The sequence below is a fragment of the Leptospira selangorensis genome (assembly GCF_004769405.1).
GTDB lineage: Bacteria > Spirochaetota > Leptospiria > Leptospirales > Leptospiraceae > Leptospira_B > Leptospira_B selangorensis.
The window spans coordinates 38584-55303 of the sequence record NZ_RQES01000005.1; the positions used below are offsets into that span (position 1 = coordinate 38584).

At 39.6% G+C, this 16720-nt stretch carries 16 protein-coding genes; 8 read left to right on the plus strand and 8 right to left on the minus strand.

Annotation, left to right across the window (positions count from 1 at the left end; all coding sequences use genetic code 11):
• Positions 1-4: 4 nt before the first annotated feature.
• From EHO58_RS01750 to EHO58_RS01760, 3 genes are all read right to left on the minus strand, one after another.
• A complete protein-coding gene (locus EHO58_RS01750) occupies positions 5-1537 on the minus strand; it encodes a choice-of-anchor D domain-containing protein (RefSeq protein ID WP_244241034.1) in 1533 nt (510 codons plus the stop codon).
• 272 nt (positions 1538-1809) lie between these two features.
• Positions 1810-2352, minus strand: coding sequence for a hypothetical protein (locus EHO58_RS01755; protein WP_135678260.1), 543 nt, complete (start codon positions 2350-2352; stop codon positions 1810-1812).
• Between the two features lie 11 nt (positions 2353-2363).
• Positions 2364-5252, minus strand: coding sequence for a choice-of-anchor D domain-containing protein (locus EHO58_RS01760; protein WP_135678261.1), 2889 nt, complete (start codon positions 5250-5252; stop codon positions 2364-2366).
• Between the two features lie 531 nt (positions 5253-5783).
• Between EHO58_RS01760 and lsa26 the strand changes: the two genes are divergently transcribed.
• The gene (gene lsa26, locus EHO58_RS01765) at positions 5784-6575 is read left to right on the plus strand and encodes a surface adhesion protein Lsa26 (RefSeq protein WP_135628002.1); all 792 of its coding nucleotides are present in this window, start codon (positions 5784-5786) and stop codon (positions 6573-6575) included.
• Here lsa26 and EHO58_RS01770 read toward each other — a convergent pair.
• Entirely contained in the window at positions 6565-7011 is a 447-nt protein-coding gene (locus EHO58_RS01770; protein WP_244241035.1) for a hypothetical protein, read from the minus strand. The two genes, lsa26 and EHO58_RS01770, sit on opposite strands and share 11 nt — an antisense overlap.
• 297 nt (positions 7012-7308) lie before the next feature.
• Between EHO58_RS01770 and EHO58_RS01775 the strand changes: the two genes are divergently transcribed.
• The 5 genes from EHO58_RS01775 to EHO58_RS01795 all read left to right on the plus strand — a co-directional run bounded on the left by EHO58_RS01775 (position 7309) and on the right by EHO58_RS01795 (position 10570).
• Complete coding sequence (locus tag EHO58_RS01775; protein ID WP_135678263.1) at positions 7309-7737, plus strand: MarR family winged helix-turn-helix transcriptional regulator; 429 nt, start codon at positions 7309-7311, stop codon at positions 7735-7737.
• A gap of 55 nt (positions 7738-7792) precedes the next feature.
• Positions 7793-8542, plus strand: coding sequence for a glucose 1-dehydrogenase (locus tag EHO58_RS01780; RefSeq protein ID WP_135678265.1), 750 nt, complete (start codon positions 7793-7795; stop codon positions 8540-8542).
• Between the two features lie 114 nt (positions 8543-8656).
• Complete coding sequence (locus EHO58_RS01785) at positions 8657-9226, plus strand: DNA-3-methyladenine glycosylase I (RefSeq protein WP_135678267.1); 570 nt, start codon at positions 8657-8659, stop codon at positions 9224-9226.
• Positions 9227-9240: 14 nt separating this feature from the next.
• Positions 9241-9897 (plus strand): SAP domain-containing protein, encoded by a 657-nt coding sequence (locus EHO58_RS01790; protein WP_135678269.1) that lies wholly within the window; start codon positions 9241-9243, stop codon positions 9895-9897.
• A 76-nt stretch (positions 9898-9973) separates the two neighbouring features.
• Positions 9974-10570: a hypothetical protein gene (locus EHO58_RS01795; protein WP_135627996.1), complete on the plus strand. Its 597-nt coding sequence runs from the start codon at positions 9974-9976 to the stop codon at positions 10568-10570.
• A 20-nt stretch (positions 10571-10590) separates the two neighbouring features.
• On the opposite strand, the gene EHO58_RS01800 is transcribed toward EHO58_RS01795, so the two are convergent.
• On the minus strand, positions 10591-11187 hold the full coding sequence (locus tag EHO58_RS01800; RefSeq protein ID WP_135627995.1) for a TetR/AcrR family transcriptional regulator: 597 nt from the start codon (positions 11185-11187) through the stop codon (positions 10591-10593).
• A 100-nt stretch (positions 11188-11287) separates the two neighbouring features.
• On the opposite strand from EHO58_RS01800, the gene EHO58_RS01805 reads away from it, so the two are divergent.
• Positions 11288-12112 (plus strand): acyl-CoA thioesterase, encoded by an 825-nt coding sequence (locus EHO58_RS01805; RefSeq protein WP_135678271.1) that lies wholly within the window; start codon positions 11288-11290, stop codon positions 12110-12112.
• Between the two features lie 45 nt (positions 12113-12157).
• Positions 12158-12841, plus strand: a complete 684-nt coding sequence (locus EHO58_RS01810) for a YwaF family protein (protein ID WP_135678274.1) — start codon at positions 12158-12160, stop codon at positions 12839-12841.
• Here EHO58_RS01810 and rsx read toward each other — a convergent pair whose 3' ends face one another.
• The 3 genes from rsx to EHO58_RS01825 form a co-directional block, all read right to left on the minus strand.
• Positions 12842-14203, minus strand: coding sequence for an LIMLP_03685 family anti-sigma factor (gene rsx, locus EHO58_RS01815; protein WP_135678275.1), 1362 nt, complete (start codon positions 14201-14203; stop codon positions 12842-12844). It abuts the gene before it with no gap.
• A gap of 1 nt (position 14204) precedes the next feature.
• A complete protein-coding gene (locus tag EHO58_RS01820) occupies positions 14205-14735 on the minus strand; it encodes an RNA polymerase sigma factor (protein WP_135627991.1) in 531 nt (176 codons plus the stop codon).
• 142 nt (positions 14736-14877) lie between these two features.
• Entirely contained in the window at positions 14878-16566 is a 1689-nt protein-coding gene (locus EHO58_RS01825; protein ID WP_135679075.1) for an RICIN domain-containing protein, read from the minus strand.
• Positions 16567-16720: the final 154 nt, after the last annotated feature.

A 16720-nucleotide genomic window follows, 5' to 3' on the forward strand; every position in this document is an offset into this window, starting at 1 on the left:
TTATTTAATATCCTGGAGAACTTACTGTAGCTTGGATCGATTTCGAAAATGCCGACCCTGTTGCATTAAATTGCGAAAATGATTTCACTCGAATATACCAAGTCCCGGCAGAACTTACTGTAATTGTTTTATAATTCGGAGTATATGGATCTCCCGCATACATTACGTCAGCATCGCAGACCACTCCCGAATCTCCTTGTGCACTGAAGTCCGAACCTTTTTTATAACAAACCCGATACGCACCCGAAGCCATATGAACGGCATGCTCTTTGGAATGTGCCCAAGTTACTATAATATCCCTTCTTCCTCCCGCACCGGAAACAGCCAAAACCGAACTGGAAGAATTTCCTCCCTTTCCATTGCTGGTGCTCAAAGTAACAGTCGCAGATTTGGAACCAACACTTGTAGGACTGAACTTAACCAAAAAGGTAGCAGAAGCGTTGGGAGCAAGGCTTGCAGAAGTCGGTTGGGTAATCGTAAATTCCCCAGGATCTGTTCCACTTAAGGACACTGGAGTTCCAGTAAGATTTAAATTAGAACTTCCTAAATTACTGATCGTAATTGTTTTACTCGAAGATATAATTCCAGGGAAAACACTTCCGAAAGAGTAAGAAAATCCAGTACTACTTGTGATATCTCTCGAAATATTATTATTATCAGAGTAAGTCACCGAAATCTGAGGTGCATTTCCAGAAGTTCCTACTCCCGATAGACCAATACTATAGCTTGCTGTATTCGGATCATTACTATCGATCGAGATCGAAGCAGAGAATGTAGAAACGGAAAGCGGATTAAACGAAATAGTAAACGTATACGTCTTTTTAGGCGATATCGTAACAGGAATACCGTTTTCGCTGAACGAACTTGCATCCGGTCCACTTAAAGAAATATTAGAAATTACTAAATCTTGGTCTCCGCTGTTCTTAATAGTTATCGTTTTGGAAGAAGTTCCTCCAGACGCAGCGTAAAAGTTCGTCTGTGAATTAGGAATAAAATTAAAACTGCTTTCCGAAACTTGAATAGCAGGGGCCGGAGCCTCCGTGCCGGTTCCTTTCAAATAAAGAATATATGTACCTATATTCGGATCATCCGAATTAATAATTAGATATGCGGATTTTACACCAGCTGAACTCGGTTGAAAACTAATTTGAAACGAGCTGGAATCTCCATCCGCCAAACTAGTACTCGAAGGTTGGGAATTGATCACATACTGAGAAGCATGGATCCCACCTTTAGAGACCGCATCCGGATTTCCAGTAAGAGTAACAGTGAAGTTCCCGTTATTCTCGACCTTCAAAGTATTCGAAGAGGAAGAACTAATTAAAACGGAACCTAAGGAAAGTGTAGAACCGGAAGAATATCGATTACCAGCCGAATCGGAAACATGCAGCCCCGTAATACCGGAAGAAGGAAAAATTGGAAATAATTTCATTCCGCCACCCCCTCCTCCACAATTCAATTGAGGAAGGAATCCCGCTAAAACACATAAGATAAAAATAAAACGATAATAACCTGAGCCCAATCTCTGATCCTTCATATGTTGGAATTCCTACAGGGAATCCAATATAGGTATGATAATATAAACAACTGGAGACTACGTTTCTCCCATTCTATTGCCGAATGTTTGGAAAGGTACGTCCAGAAAAATACGACCTTAAGATAAGGAAGAATTGGCAGAATAATTCTAAAAAATGGAGAAAAAAGGGAACTTATAAGGGAAAAATCAGCCTGTCTGGGTCCCCATCCCCCAAATAAAAAAGCCGCAGGATCTAAACCCCGCGGCTTTTCAAACTTAGCTATTAGATAAGTTTATTTTTTTTCCAAAGGTTTATTCCTTCTATATTTTTCGAAATCCTCTTTGGACGGAAGAGTTTTCTTTTTAAAAGCGGAATATCTGGCTTCTTGCAAAGAAGAATCTACAGTTTTGCCGATAGATTTATCATTTTTGAAAGTACCCAAGAAAATTTCGACCTTCTGAGGATCTTTTCCGTAAAAGGCAGAAGAGTAACTTTTTACCGATAGATTACGCAAAGATTTATGCTGACTTCCATCTTCGATCTTACTCTTTAAAACCGATTCGGATTCTTCCGAAGGATAATACTCCAGAAGAGCGATCGCTTTTTCTTTCACATAGATCCTAATAGAAGGATCTTCTGTAATCGCTTTCAAATAAGGAACCGGATCCGAAACAATCCTTTCCAAAGAAGTTTTAAACTCCGCCTTAGATTTATGCCTGCTAATCGTTAGATCCGATTTTACCTTAGAGTAAATTGAAGGATCAATCGATTGAGCAACCACTGGCAGCGCAAACGCTGCCAGTATGAGAATAAGTAATGTTTTCTTAATATACATTTTCGACTCCATTAATATGCTAACGGGTTGCTTCTTAGAATCCAACCTTGTTCTCCGGTAAGTTGTGTCTGAGATGTTACTCCATCTCCTGCCCAGAACATCAGGTTTAATGCGCCTGAATTGGTGAATAAGCTTCCGGAACATTCTGAGATAGATACGAATCCGTCTGCATTAATATCCTGAGAACTCAAGCAGTAAGGAGTTTCGATCAATGCATCTCTTGCATTCAAGCCGAACATACTCAGTGTAGAGCTTGCTCCTCCTCTTTCGTTCGTATGGAAAAGTCCTAAGAAGTGACCTGCTTCGTGAGCGATCGTATCTCCCAAGAACTGTTGATCACCTGTACTCAGAGCAGTCGCAGCAGATCCGGAAGTTCTATGAGGTTCGATCAATACGATCATTCCCGCCTTCTTCGTTGCTACTATTCCAGGAACTCCCGGGATACCCGCAGCCATTCCAAGTAATCCTGCATAATTCGAATTGGATGTATCCGATGTGAGGAAAATATTCAAGGAATTTGCATCTTGAGCAGAACCAGTCGTAGTGTACAACTTAGTCAAAGAACTTGCAAGTGTTCCGGTCTCATCTTCAAAATCAGTCAGATCCAAAAACTCCGATGCAGACACGCTTGTTGCAGAGAATTGAACATCTATTTTCACAGAATCCTGAGCATAGATATTAGTAATTCTATTAACAGCGTCTTGTAAACCTGCAACAGTGTAAGTCGGGTAAGAACCTTGAACGAATATAAACCGAATATTCAGTTTCTTTCTGTAAGTCCAAACCTTAGACAAACCGCTGGTGTTGGTAGTGCCTGATGTAGTGGTAAATGTTCTTTCTTCATTCAATCTTGCATGACATCCTCTGATGATAGAGTAGCTTGCATTAGTCGCGCTAAAGCTAACAGGAGAGTTAATGTCGAAATAAATTGTTTGAGAAACATTCGGAGTGATTGTAATCGCGCCAGAGCCTCCCAACAGATTTAAGAATTGTGAAGAAGTTGTTCCATAAGGTAGCAACCCGGAGAAATTCGTGAGTCCTACTCCATCTCTCGTCTCGTAAAGAGCAGTTTGAGTTGAATTGTAGATACCGCTGAACATTCCGAACAATGTAGAAGTTAAGTTATGCGGTTGATTAATGTAATAAATCGCCGCAGGGAAAGACGGTCCGATGGTTATCGGCTTCGTGCTTGAATAATACAATGTCTGTCCACTACCTCCGTAATTCGCAACAGTACTGAGGTTTGATGTAACCGATTGGGTACTGATATCGAAACAAGGAGCGCTTGGTTCAACGCCATTCGCCGACAAATTGATCACATAACTACTTTCATCCGAGTCATTATTTGCGATGGTTAAGGTCGCAGTTTTCGTTCCGGTAGAAGTAGGAGAGAATGTAACTGTGAAAGTAGATGTTCCACTCGCTGCTACAGTAGCAGAAGGTTGAGAAGCGACAGTAAACAATGACGAATCTGTTCCTCCCACAACCACACGAGGGGTTCCACTTAGGTTCAAAGTTGCAGTTCCAGTGTTCTCAACAGTAAATGTTGTGGTAGCACCAGTAGTACCGATTCTCGTATCTGCAATGCCCGAATATGTTCCAGAACTTGCGATACTTGTAGAAGCTTGTTTCAAATTAATTTCAGGAGCAGGAGTTGGAGTTCCAGTACCTGTGATCGTGAAATCATAAGGATTCTCGTCTGAATCGTTATTTGCAATTGAGATAGATGCAGTTTTTGCACCGGTAGAAGTAGGAACAAATCGAACCGAGAAAGTTGTGTTTCCGGCACTAGCTACGCTTGTAGTGCTTGGTTGAACGGTAACTTCGAATTGATTCGCATTCGTTCCGGTAATTTCCACAATAGGGGTTCCGGTTAAACTTAAGGAGGCAGTTCCTAAGTTCTGGATCCTGAATTGGACTGCAGAACCTGCAACATTCTCCACTTGGCTTCCGAAATCAAAAGAACCACTTCCATCCGCAATGTTTACGGAACCAGTAACTCTTTGTACATTGATTTCAGGAACAGGTGTTGGATTTCCAGTTCCAGAAAGACCGAAAGTATAATTCGGAGTCCCTGCATCATCACTTGGGATAGTAATCGTAGCAGTTTTAACCCCGGTAGAAGTAGGAGAGAATGTAACCGAGAATGTTGTGGAACCGGAAGCCGCAACAGTATTGCTTGTTCCACTTGTATCCAAAGTATATTGGTTCGCATTCGTTCCACTCAGAGCGATTGAACTTAAATTTAAAGTAGCATCCCCGATATTATTGATCGTAAAAGATACTGCAGTTCCGCTCGTATTCTCTTGTACACTTGTAAAAGTATGAACGCTAGATCCGCTAGTGAAAGTAGTAGATCCTCTTTTTACTTGAATATCCGGAGCAGGTGCAGGATTTGCAGTTCCGCTCAAATTCAAAATAAATGAAGGTGTGTTCGGATCATTAGATGCTATTTGTAGCTGAGCCGATTTAGTACCGGTTGATCCGGATGGAGAGAAAGTTACAGTAAACTCAGTAGTCTCTCCAGGATCTAAAACATTATCAGTACCTGATTGATCCACAGTAAATTGTGCCGCCTCAGCTCCTGTTTTCGCAATCACAGGAGTGCTAGTCAGATTTAAAGTTTGCTCACCATTATTTTGGATCGTGAAAACTCTTGCAGTACTGCTTTGAGTAATTTTTACACTTCCTAAATTTTCTGTAGAACTATCCGGCACGGAAGTTACTATACCACTTCCTCTATAAACTCGAATGGTGGGATCAGGATTAGGAGCTTCGGCAGTTTCACCAGGCGGTAAAAGTAAAGGCCCCTTTCCTCCACCCTTCGGGCAATTTACGAAGGAGAAAAGAATAACAAGAGTTAGAAGACTCTTGAAAAAAAATGTCGTAGACCGTTTCATATCGGAACTTTTCGACCTCTCTGTTTCCAATTTTATTAGGCACCAAGTCCCAAAATGGGATGGAATGCCTTCTTCCTACGTTAGCCAAAATTGTATACAACTCAGACAAAGGTTCCCAAAAAATTATCAAAAAAGGGTCGTTGGATTTGTTTCACCTGGTTTTTTTTCTAAAAATCCCTCAGTATACGAAAAGTTATTCTTTCATCGGGTGATTTTTTCATGAGGTCATACCTCAAATAGGATACGAACTTGACATGTGTCGGATAATGTTATTACCAGAATAGTGGTCACTCGGGAAAGGAATTGAACACCTTCAAATTTCTAGATGCCGAAAAGTCTATTTTCACTCGGGGAAACTTCTCCCCGAAAACCGCAAATAAAGGGGATTTTGAAACCAGATTGTGATAATTTGGAAAGAAAAAATTTCAATATTTTGCTTTAGATCGGCGCATAAATTGAAAATACTTATACCTCAGGATTGAGGATGCCGATAGGTAGTAAGAGCCCAAAAACCTCGTCCAATAGAGATTTATGATCCTCAGAAAATACTCGGTCTTCTTCTATATTTCGGTTTTATTCTCCCAGACCCCCGCGTTTGCCTTGGGAACCTATTCTGAGGGCTGGACGGTCGCTAAACTGACCCAATTCGAGAGCCGAGGGATCGTATACGAATCCTATGAAGGTGTGATAGAAGTCCTAACTTTCGATCCGGCAGAAGAATGCGAGGAAACTAGGGACGAATGTTATACGCCTGTGCGTAAAAAAGCGAATGTTAGCGTTCGTCCTGAAAACGCAGATGTAGTAAATTTTCTGATGAAAAATCTGAACCAAACGATATTGATCCAATTCAATATTCATAGGATCCAGCCTATTGCACTTTCTAGCAGTATAGAAGTAATCAACGCGCAATATCAAGAAAATGTAATACCCCATAGTACCCCTGTAAAAGATCCAAGTGGAAGGATCACGGTATGGGTCCAGGCTCACGATACTTCTCACCCGATCGAAAAGATGGCGACTAACAAGACGGGTGGAAAAAGGAACTTTTCCGTAACGGGAAGGATCGTAAGTTTAGAATACAAAGGTACGATCCTAGGGACTTACGAAGGTCTTTATATGGATGAGTCTAGGGGAAGGATACATCCATTCTCCATTACTTCAGAAGAGATGGCGGAATTTGCTTGGAAAGCTATGAAGTATACCGGTAGATATTATTTAGGTGTCTCTGTGGCTTACGTAACTGGTGTGAGAGAATCACATTATGATATATTCGAGATCAATTTCAGAGAGCCTGCGGGCGCTCAAGAAAGACCTAAAAACTAAAATTACTTAAATAAGATTTAGAATCCGAAGTGAATTGTCTAGAAACTAAATAACCTTCGCTTCCGTTTCCAGTTAGAACAAGTACCTCTAGATTACCTGAAAAATTTCCAGATTGATCTTCTCTAATATAAACTTGAGCATCCCCAAGTTCTAGAGGAGCTTCCAATCCAAAATGAAGAATGTCCCAAGCCAATTCTTCTTTCCAAAAACTTTCATCAACTGAATTGCCCTTCTTCCAACCTTCTTTCAAAAAAAGTTCAGGAGAAACTTTCAAATTAAAATGAACATACACATTATGATCAGAAGGCTCCGCAAAAATTCTCAAATTCCGAGTATCTTCTAATTTGTGAATTTCTACATAATAGGCGGCGTCTTTTACCATTCCCAAAGAAGGATCTAGAATTTCGTATAAATCACCCTCACAATTCGAACTCATTATAAAAGAGAGTACGAACAGAAGGGAGTAAAAGAAATGTCTAAACGAAAGTCCCATATCTAAATAATTTTAACATGGAGAGACTAGGATTTTTTCAGAATTTTCTAAGAAAAATGATTTTGGAAAGAAATTTCTGACAAAGAAGAGGGCAAAATAATAATTAAGGTTTACATACACTCGTTTAGTTATTTAGAAAATTTTTCCTCCCATACAAAATAATTCAGGCGTAAATACCTAAAATTCAGTCCCGTTTTTTTGACTTGACAAAACTTCCAAACTATTTCGATGTCTAAATAAATGAAGCCGGAATATGTAATTCATTTATTGTCCAGAACCAGAGATCGGATCCAAAAATATTTATCCGAAGAATTCCTAAAGCAAGGCATTCAAGATTTGGTTCCAGCTCACGGAGGTGTACTTTTTGTATTAGGTAAAGAAGGTCCGCTTACCATGAGTGAATTAGCAAAGTTATTGGATAGGACCAACTCTACCGTGACTGCTCTTTTGGACAAAATGGAAGAATTCGGTTATATTAAAAGATCCAAACCTTACGAAGACGAAAGAGTGACTTCCGCAGAATTAACGGATAAGGGAAAACAAACCTTAGAGAAGGTGCAAAAGGCTTCCAAGGCTACACTTGCAAAACTCAGTCAGAATTTAGAACAGGGAGAAAAGGAAGAATTCATGCGAATTTTAACTAAGATCCATTCGAATTTCGATATATGATGTAAATTTTTTTTTGCGCAAATATTTCGACATCGAAATAAATAGGAGAACGAGTATGTTAGAAGGTAAAACTGCAGTAATCACAGGATCAGCGAGAGGGATAGGCAAAGAGATCGCAAAAATGTTCTTAGAAAGAGGTTCAAAAGTTATTCTTTCTGATCTGGAAAATTCTAATTGTAAGGAAACTGCGGAAGAATTGGCGAAATACAATCCGGAAGGAGTTTTTTGGAAAACTTGCGATGTAACTTTTAAAAATCAAAACAAAGAATTAGCAGAGTTTGCAATTGAGAAGACCGGAACCTTGGATATTTGGATCAATAATGCGGGAGTAGTTCAAGACGATCTGCTATTAAGAATGTCCGAAGAAAAATGGGAGAAGGTACACTCTGTAAATTTAAAAGCTGCTTTCTTCGGCATCCAAACCGCTGCAAAGTTCATGCTAAAGAAAAGTTCTGGTAGAATCGTAAACATCGGATCAGTCTCCGGATTTTATGGCAATGCAGGACAGGCAAACTATTCTTCCGCAAAGGCTGGACTGTTTGCTCTTACTAAATCTGCTGCCAGAGAACTTGCCTCCAGAAATATCACAGTGAACTGTGTTGCCTCCGGTTTTATAAATAACCGATTTGCAGAGCATGTTCCTGAAGAAATTAGAAATTCTATCTTGGATTCCATTCCCTTGAAAATTAAAAGAAATCCCGAAGAAGCAGTCGCTTCTGCTGTTGCTTTTCTTTCTTCCGAGGAAGCGGATTGGATTACGGGAGCAACTCTTAGAGTGGATGGGGGAATGTTGATCGGCTTTTAGACCGAATACTTAATTAGAAGTTTTACGAGCAGGTAAGAGAAGGATCCAAAAAATTTCTTGCCTGTTCTTTTGTAAGAAGAGACTTAATTCTTAAGATTACCTTCTTCCTTTCATATGAATTCTCTTACAAAATATTGTCATTATGTTCTCTCGCTAGAGAAGGACCAAGATCCTGAAAATAAAATCTATCATGATACAGAATACGGTTTCACCTTAAAATCGGATGATGAATTATTCGGAAGACTTATTTTAGAGATCAACCAAGCCGGCCTTTCCTGGACCACGATCTTAAGGAAAAAGGAAAACTTCCGTAAGGCTTATAAAAACTTTTCTATCAAAAAGATCTCAAAGTTTTCCGAAAAAGATTTTGATCGGCTTATGAACGATGCAGGTATCATTCGTAACAGGCTTAAGATAAACGCAGCCATTCATAATGCGAATGTGATTATCGGTCTTCAAAAAGAATTCGGAAGTTTCCAAGATTGGTTACATTCTCATCATCCCAAATCATTGGAAGAATGGACCAAACTATTTAAAAAAACTTTCGTATTCGTGGGCGGAGAGATAGTGAATGAATTTTTGATGAGCACAGGTTATTTAGAAGGCGCTCACGGACCTGGCTGCCCCATTTATAAAAAAGCGTTAAAATCCAAACCCGCTTGGAATTCTAAAAAGAAAAAATAGATCTTTATATAAAAATGAAATCTCGTCCTTCTTTCGAAAAAATCAAAACTATATCCGAATTCGAATCTCATTATTGGTATAGAGAAGAATTACAAAACATCTGCCTGGACTTAAAGATCTCTTCTAAAGGTGCTAAAGCGGAACTTGAAGAAAGATTAAAATCTTATATCAGATTCGGCAGAGAGGTATTTCTAAAAAAGGAAAATTCTACTAAAGGCCCGATATCCGTTCGTAGAAAAACTAAAAGTGAAAAAGAGATCACTCTCAAATCTAAAATTATTCCGGACGGAATTCGATTCGATTCCAAATTCAGAGAATTCTGTAGGGAGTATTATGATCTCAAAAAATTCAGTTTTACGAAGGCTATGGCGGAAGCGGTTCGAGATGCCGAGAAAATCGGGAATCTAAAACTCTCCGTCCAAGATCTTTTGAGGGTATATGAAAATCCTCCTAAGGAAGAAAGACCTGACGATCGCGTTCTAAGATGGAATCGTTTCGTAAAAGATTTTCATTCTGATCCGAAAACTTCTCCGTTCAAAAATAAACTGAATATAGCCGCATTCTTATGGGGGAAGGTCCGGGACAGAGCAGGTAGTAAAAAATTCGACCCTTCTCTTTTGAAAGAATTCGCAAAAGACATCCAAAAATTGGAAGCTAAGAGCAATAAGTAATGCTAAATCTGTAATGAAATGCAGGTTTTTCTGCTGGTAGACGAACCTAACTCATTATAAAATATCTTTCAGGCAAATGAAAGTTAAGTTGTTCTCATTCTCCATTTTACTCTGTCTCGCTCTTAGTTTCCCTTTTTTCTTAGGAGCTCAATCGGAAAGTAAGACAATATGTTTAAATTGGGAAAAAAATTTTCCCAAAATAGATTCCAAACTATATTTAGAGATCAGTGGCTTAGAATTGATCCTTAGTCCTCCTACAGTTGCAATAATGAGAAGCAGAAGACCTGGAGAATTAGTGCCGATCATACATGGATCTTATAAGACCGAAGGAAATAAAGAAGTACTGGTCGAATTTCCGTACGAACCTTCCGATCCTGACGAATGTTCTTTCAGTTGTAAGGAACAATCACTTGCCCTTCGTGCCAACCGAAATACGGAAGAAGTATACGATAGTTGTTTTAAATCATGCAGAAACAATACGAGTTTTAAATTTGGAAAAGATAAATTCAAACTTCATTTAAAATTCAAAATTTACAGGGACGAAACTGACACCTTAAGAATAGATTCTGTTTCTTATAAAGATTTGAGCCCGATCACAGGAAAATTGGCTTATTCTTTCCCCCATTATTTTGCGGGTGATCTGGTAGAATGTGGGAACTCTATTTGGGATTAATATATCCTAAAAATATAATATTATTTATCCAAAGATAAAAGTGCCTTTTCTAATCGATGGATATGTTTGAAATCTCCTGACATTCCATACAACTGCAATGCTCCTTGGTAATAAAAAAGAATACTTTCCGAAATTTCTTTTAACTCAGATTCGGTTTTTGCCTTTTTAGAATTCCAAGTAATTTCCTTTAAACAATTTTCGAAATCTTGGACCCAGCGGTTTAATGCAACTTTTACAAAATCCGATATCTCGGGTTCATCATGTGTTTGGTTGGATAAATTTGCGTAAGGGCAACCGTAAACATAAGTATTTTTCAGTCCTCTTCTCAACATCTTCATCCAAGATTTGATAAAGTCTGAATATTTTTTTTCCCTCTTTGCGATCCTTTTAACAAAACCTAATATAGCTTCTTCTTGTTCTAAAAGGTATGCCTTACCCAGATCCTTTTTAGAAGGAAAATGGATGTACAAACTTTTCTTAAAGGCTCCAGCTTCTTCTAAAATTTCGTTTATTCCTGTATTTGGATAACCCTTGGAATAGAATAATTTGAAGGCTGCCTTTAAGATCCTGTCCTTGGCCGGGTCTTCCGACCGAATTAAGTCCTTTTGGATTCTCATCTTTTTTCAACTTTGATTGTAATTATGGTAGACTGATCTGTCTACCATAATTTATTCTGGAATTTACAGAGTAGACCACTTTGTCTACCGGAGGCTTTTTATGAGGCTCATGGAAAGAACGGATAAGATTATTACATCCTTCGCTGTTCCCGTCCGTAAATCGGATATAGATGTAAACGGGCATGTAAACAACGGGACCTACCAAAGTTATTTTGAAGAAGCAAGGATCAAAACCTTCCAACTTTTAAAAGAAGAAGGGGAAACAATCCTAAGTTCAGATCGTTTAGTAGTCCGCCAATGCGAAATAGAATACAAGGCAGAGTTAAAATATCCGGAAGATGCAGTCGTTACTACAGACATCCTTCATTCAGATCCGGAATCCACAGAGATCATGCAGGAAATTTTTCGTGCCTCCGATTCTGTACTAGTATGTAAGGCGAGATTTGTATTAAGTCTTTTTGATGATGCTGAAGAAGTCTTTTATTCGGAAAAAGATTATCCCTATGCATTCTATCATCCAATCAGCGTAGGCTGGGCGGAGATGGATCCGGAAGGTAAAGTAAATCTAGAAACAATCCAATACTATTTGGATGATGCAAGGATCCGCTCTTCTTACCAATGCGGACTGGATTTACATTCATTGCAGTCGAAAGGGATCGGCCCTGTGGTTTACAAAGCCGAGTTGAATTACTTCGACACTATGGGTTTTCCGGATGATTTTGTGATCGTTACAGTTTATCAAAAAGCGGAGAAGAATAGATTAGCTTTCCGGCATGATGTATTCTCTAAAAAGACCAAAAAGTTGATCCTGACTTCCATGGTGCACGGGTTATTTATGGATCTAAAAAGAAAAAGACCACATCAATTCACTGAAGAAGAAATGAAAATGATCTTTAGCGTAAAAACTAAGCCGCTATTTGATTGAATTTATGATTTGAAATTTCACTAACGTAAGGAGAGGGTATTCTCGATGAGATTCGAACATTGGAGCCCTCTCCATTTTATTATACTTACTCTTACTGCTCTCCTAGGATTCGGCCTGCCTTATTTTTGCAGAAAATTCGCTTCTACCAGAGTCAAAAATACGATCGGATATACTCTAGGGGTAATTCTTCTTTTAAATTATTTAGTTTATGTAATATACAGAATCGATTCAGGCCATTGGCAGATACGTTATGATTTGCCTATGGAGTTTTGTAATTGGTCGGCGATCGTAACTTCTCTGGCCCTATTTACTCGAAACAGGACTCTTGCCGAGTTGTCTTATTTTTGGGTGATTGCAGGTTCTATGCAAGGAGTGATCACTCCCGATCTATCCGTTACATTTCCTCATATTTACTTTTTTATATTCTTCATTGCACATTCAGGTTTAGTGATTTCCGCTCTTTTCGTTGTATTCGGTTTGGAATTAACTCCTAGAAAAGGAGCCGTGATCCGATCCGTTCTTTATAGCCAGATTTATGTTGCAGTTGCTTTGGCTATAGATTTCGGTTTAGATGCAAACTACGGATATATGAGAGAAAAATCCGCAGCAGGTTCTTTAATGGATTATTTAGGTCCTTGGCCTATTTACATTCTTTGGATGCAAGCACTCGGAATGATCCTATTTACTATATTATATCTTCCATTTTGGAAGAAGAACTTAAATCGCTGATTATTCGGATTCTATTTTTTCTACAGCGTCTACAGGGATAATCAGGTTTCCGTCAGGTCTTAATACCACATAGAAACTGTCTTGTTGGTAGACGATCCCTCTTTCCGTAGATCCGTCTTTTAGATAAAGAATACGAACTTCTTGAGAGATTCCTTGAGGTGGGGTCCCTGGGACTTTGCTATTTAAGATATCCGTAATGGATGCCTTGTCCACCTTTTTGACCATCTCCATCAATTGTTCCCTTTCTTTCAGGTCTTTTGGAGGGAAACGGACCATACTCGCAAACTTTCTTTCCAGATCCGCTTTTTCGTCCGGAAGTATTTTTTTGAGTGAGTTCTTCAGCTCTTTAGGAGAGATCAGGAATGGATCTTTAGGAAGAGAATCCACATGAGGTTTTAGACTCTTAATCAAAGTCTCATCCAATTGAGCACTAGACTGAGATTTTTTACTAGCTTTGATTGAATCTTCGATCTTTTTAAGACCTTTCATTCTTGCAGGAGACAATCCTTTCCATGCAAGCTGTTGTCCTGATTCTATCGTTAATTCTTGTTTATCGAATAAGATAGGATATTCTTTTGCGAGTAGTGCAATTTCTTCTTTGGTTAACCAACTTGATACCGATTCCAAGAAGATAGTATCTCCGGATTCTAATCTGACTTTTCCTTCTAATACTTTTACGGAAAGAGAAGAATCCGTACGTCCTTTGTTGACCGAGACCTTAGTACCTTCTAAGATCAATCTGAAATCATTAGATCCAATAGAGATGTTTTCCGCCTCTTTAGGACCTTGGCTATCCAAAAGAATTGTTCCATATCCAAGCGAAACATGGATCGCATTTTCTTTACGTTCAGCAGTGAAGTCCGTGTTAGGTAGGGCTCTAACAGCTACACTCTTCTCTCCTTCTAACTGAACATCACATATAGAAGATTTTCCGGAAACGATCCTTTTACCGGAAACATCCTCTCCCGCTTGGGAAGTATTTCCTTCGATAGAACAATCACCATAAGAATAAGTGAACTTATCTAAAGTAGCTTCGCCTTTTTTGATCGAAGAGTTTTGATAGAAGTATATTCCAAAAGATACGAATACCAAAGCTGCCGCTGCGAGATAGATCACAGGTTTAGGAAAAGTTAGGATTTTTTTAGAAGATATCTGTGGAGAAAGGTTCTCTAACTCCTGGGATACGCTAGGAGTTCTGAGTTGGGATTGGATCTGCGTAATCTTTCGGTATTCGGCCGCACTTTCAGGGTCCTTTAATACGATCTCCAAAAGTTGCTTTTTCCCGGCAGCATCAAGTTTGCCGGAAAGATAAGACTCTAGTAGGTCTTCGAAACTATTTGACTGTTGGATATGTAATGCCATCTTATAGTCCGATCCCTTCCGCTTCTAGATGCGTTCTCAATAATCTGAACGCGCTAAGCAAACGACGACTAACGGTTCTCTCAGATATCCCGAGAGCATCCGCAGTCTCCTTGAGAGTTTTCTTTTGGATTTCCTTCAGTAGTATTATACTCTTTTCAGGCTCAGGAAGACGGGAAACCCCATCTTTTAAAGCTAAATTGAGAGAATTTTTTTCGAGTTCGAGAGGATCTTCATGATTTCCCCCTGAAAGTTCGGGAAAGTTCTCTATATTAATTGAGACGTTCCCAGTTTCCTTCTTTGTACGATTGAAATGTTTAAAATAAAGGTTTTTAGCGATCGTACAAGACCAAGAGGAGAAGCTTCCCCGATCCGGATCAAAACGATCCATGACCTCAAAGGCTTTTAAAAATGTCTCCTGGGTCAAATCTTCGGCAATTTCGGGATTTCCTGAGAGTTTGAGCAGGAAATGATATACTGTATTCTTGCAAGACTCGTATAGATTGATAAATTCCGGCTGAGAAAGACCTTGCATTTTTAGTTCAGTTGGACCGAAAAAAAGGATTTCTGCTAATTTTTGGGATATTCCGATTCTGCGGAAGCAGAAAAAATAAGGCCCCCGGAAATCGAGAGCCTTACCTTCTATATAACGTGGCGGTTTCCCCGCCCCGTAAATTTTAGCGCAAAAACTGGAACTTTTCGTTATCAGTCCAAGCACAAGGCCATTGGATCAAGAGACCACCGTCTCCAGTCGCACCGCCTGCAATATCCAGGCACTGGCTGCTATGTTTTGCTTGAAGAGCAAAGAATCCGTCTCCATAGGAGAGTAGTTGGAATCTTTCATTGTTTCCTCCACCGCAAGAATATTGGATTACATTCATTCCTGCTGCAGTAGATCCACCCTTCACATTCATACATTTGCCGCTATGTTTTGCGATAAATCTGAAGTATCCATCACCTGTAGACTCGAGTGCCCATTTTTGGTTGTCTTGGCCTACATTCGTCCATTGCCAGATATTGACATTGTCGCTCGTGCTCACACCGGAAACATCTAGTACCTTACCGCTATGTTTTGCGGAAATAGCGGAATACTCCAAACCTGTAGGATCGTTTACGAAAGGAATGTTTCCTCCCACGGAAGATTTTCCACAACCGTCGGATCCGCAACCTGCATTTGAACGCCAATCTCCTCTTTCCATTGGGTGACCGATTCCGTCAAAACATCCGCTTCCTTGGCAATTCATCCAGCTAGGAGCATCTCCACCTCTTCTCAATCGAACTAGGTTATTCCAAGTGTCTTGATGATAATCATTGCCACCAGGATTTCTGAAGTCTTCGAAATATAAACATCCGCCGGATCCACCGCCATCATGGAAAGACCCATGCGCGTTTTTCCCAACGTAAGCAACCGGGTGAGTTCCATCAGCTACTTCAAAGCTACCAGGTTCTTTGGAATACCATCCAGAGTGTTGAGACCAAGCAACTCGTTTCATTTGTCCGTTAACTACTAAAACACTCATTCCTTCCCAGTCGGCTGCGTGGCTTCCAAAGCTTAAGAAACAAGTACTTTGCCAAGCGTAGAAGAACCAGTATCTAATTAGAACTGCATTCGTTCCAACTAGAGAAGTTTCATAGAAAATAGGAACTTGGTTATTTGAAATTGTGGAATAGTCCTTATTACAAAGATCTTGAGGAGCAACTCCCGCAGCTCTTTGGGTATAATAAGTCTGAGGATCGCTAGTAAAACATTTTCCGGAATCTCCAGAACCTGTAGTAGTCTCTTGATCGAATCTCAAACGAGGTGCAAATTGTTGCGCAAGTGCATCTTGATTAACGTTTGGTCCACCGTTATCGGCTTGGCAAAGATATAAGCTCATGTTATCGCAATAACGACCATTACAGCTTGCACCAGCGATATACATTGATTCAGGAGCTACGAATTTTCCGCCGTCTTCTTCAGAAACACCGGAAGTCCAATAACATCCTGTTCTAACACCGTTATTATTCAATTGAGAACATTTTAAGGAAACGTTATCACAATAACTTCCGGAACATTTGATACCGGTTACGAATGCATTATTATCGCAAACACGATAGTTAGTTCCTTCTTCAGAAAACCAATCTGTCCACCAACTATTGGTTTGAGTATAGCCTGATTCGCTTGCGAGAAGATTTACATCATCGCAATAACGACCACTACACTTCAAACCGCGAGTTAAGAAAGTAGGTCCTGTTTCAATTGGGTTCGCACCATCAGTGGTCCAATTCAACCAATGTGGAGGAAAAATCTCGTTATGAAAATAAGTGCTGGCTGCAAATAACTTAGATCCATTTCCGCTTTTAGAAGGAAGAAGGCTAGATAGCACTCCTAACTCTGCTCCGTTCGACGAAGACTTATCGTTACAAGCCATGAATGACCCGCCGAGAAGTCCTATGATAACCAGAGTATATACACCCCGGATGATGATTCTCTTCATTATGATCCCTCTTTAGTTTTATTGTGGAGGTTTTATGTATTTA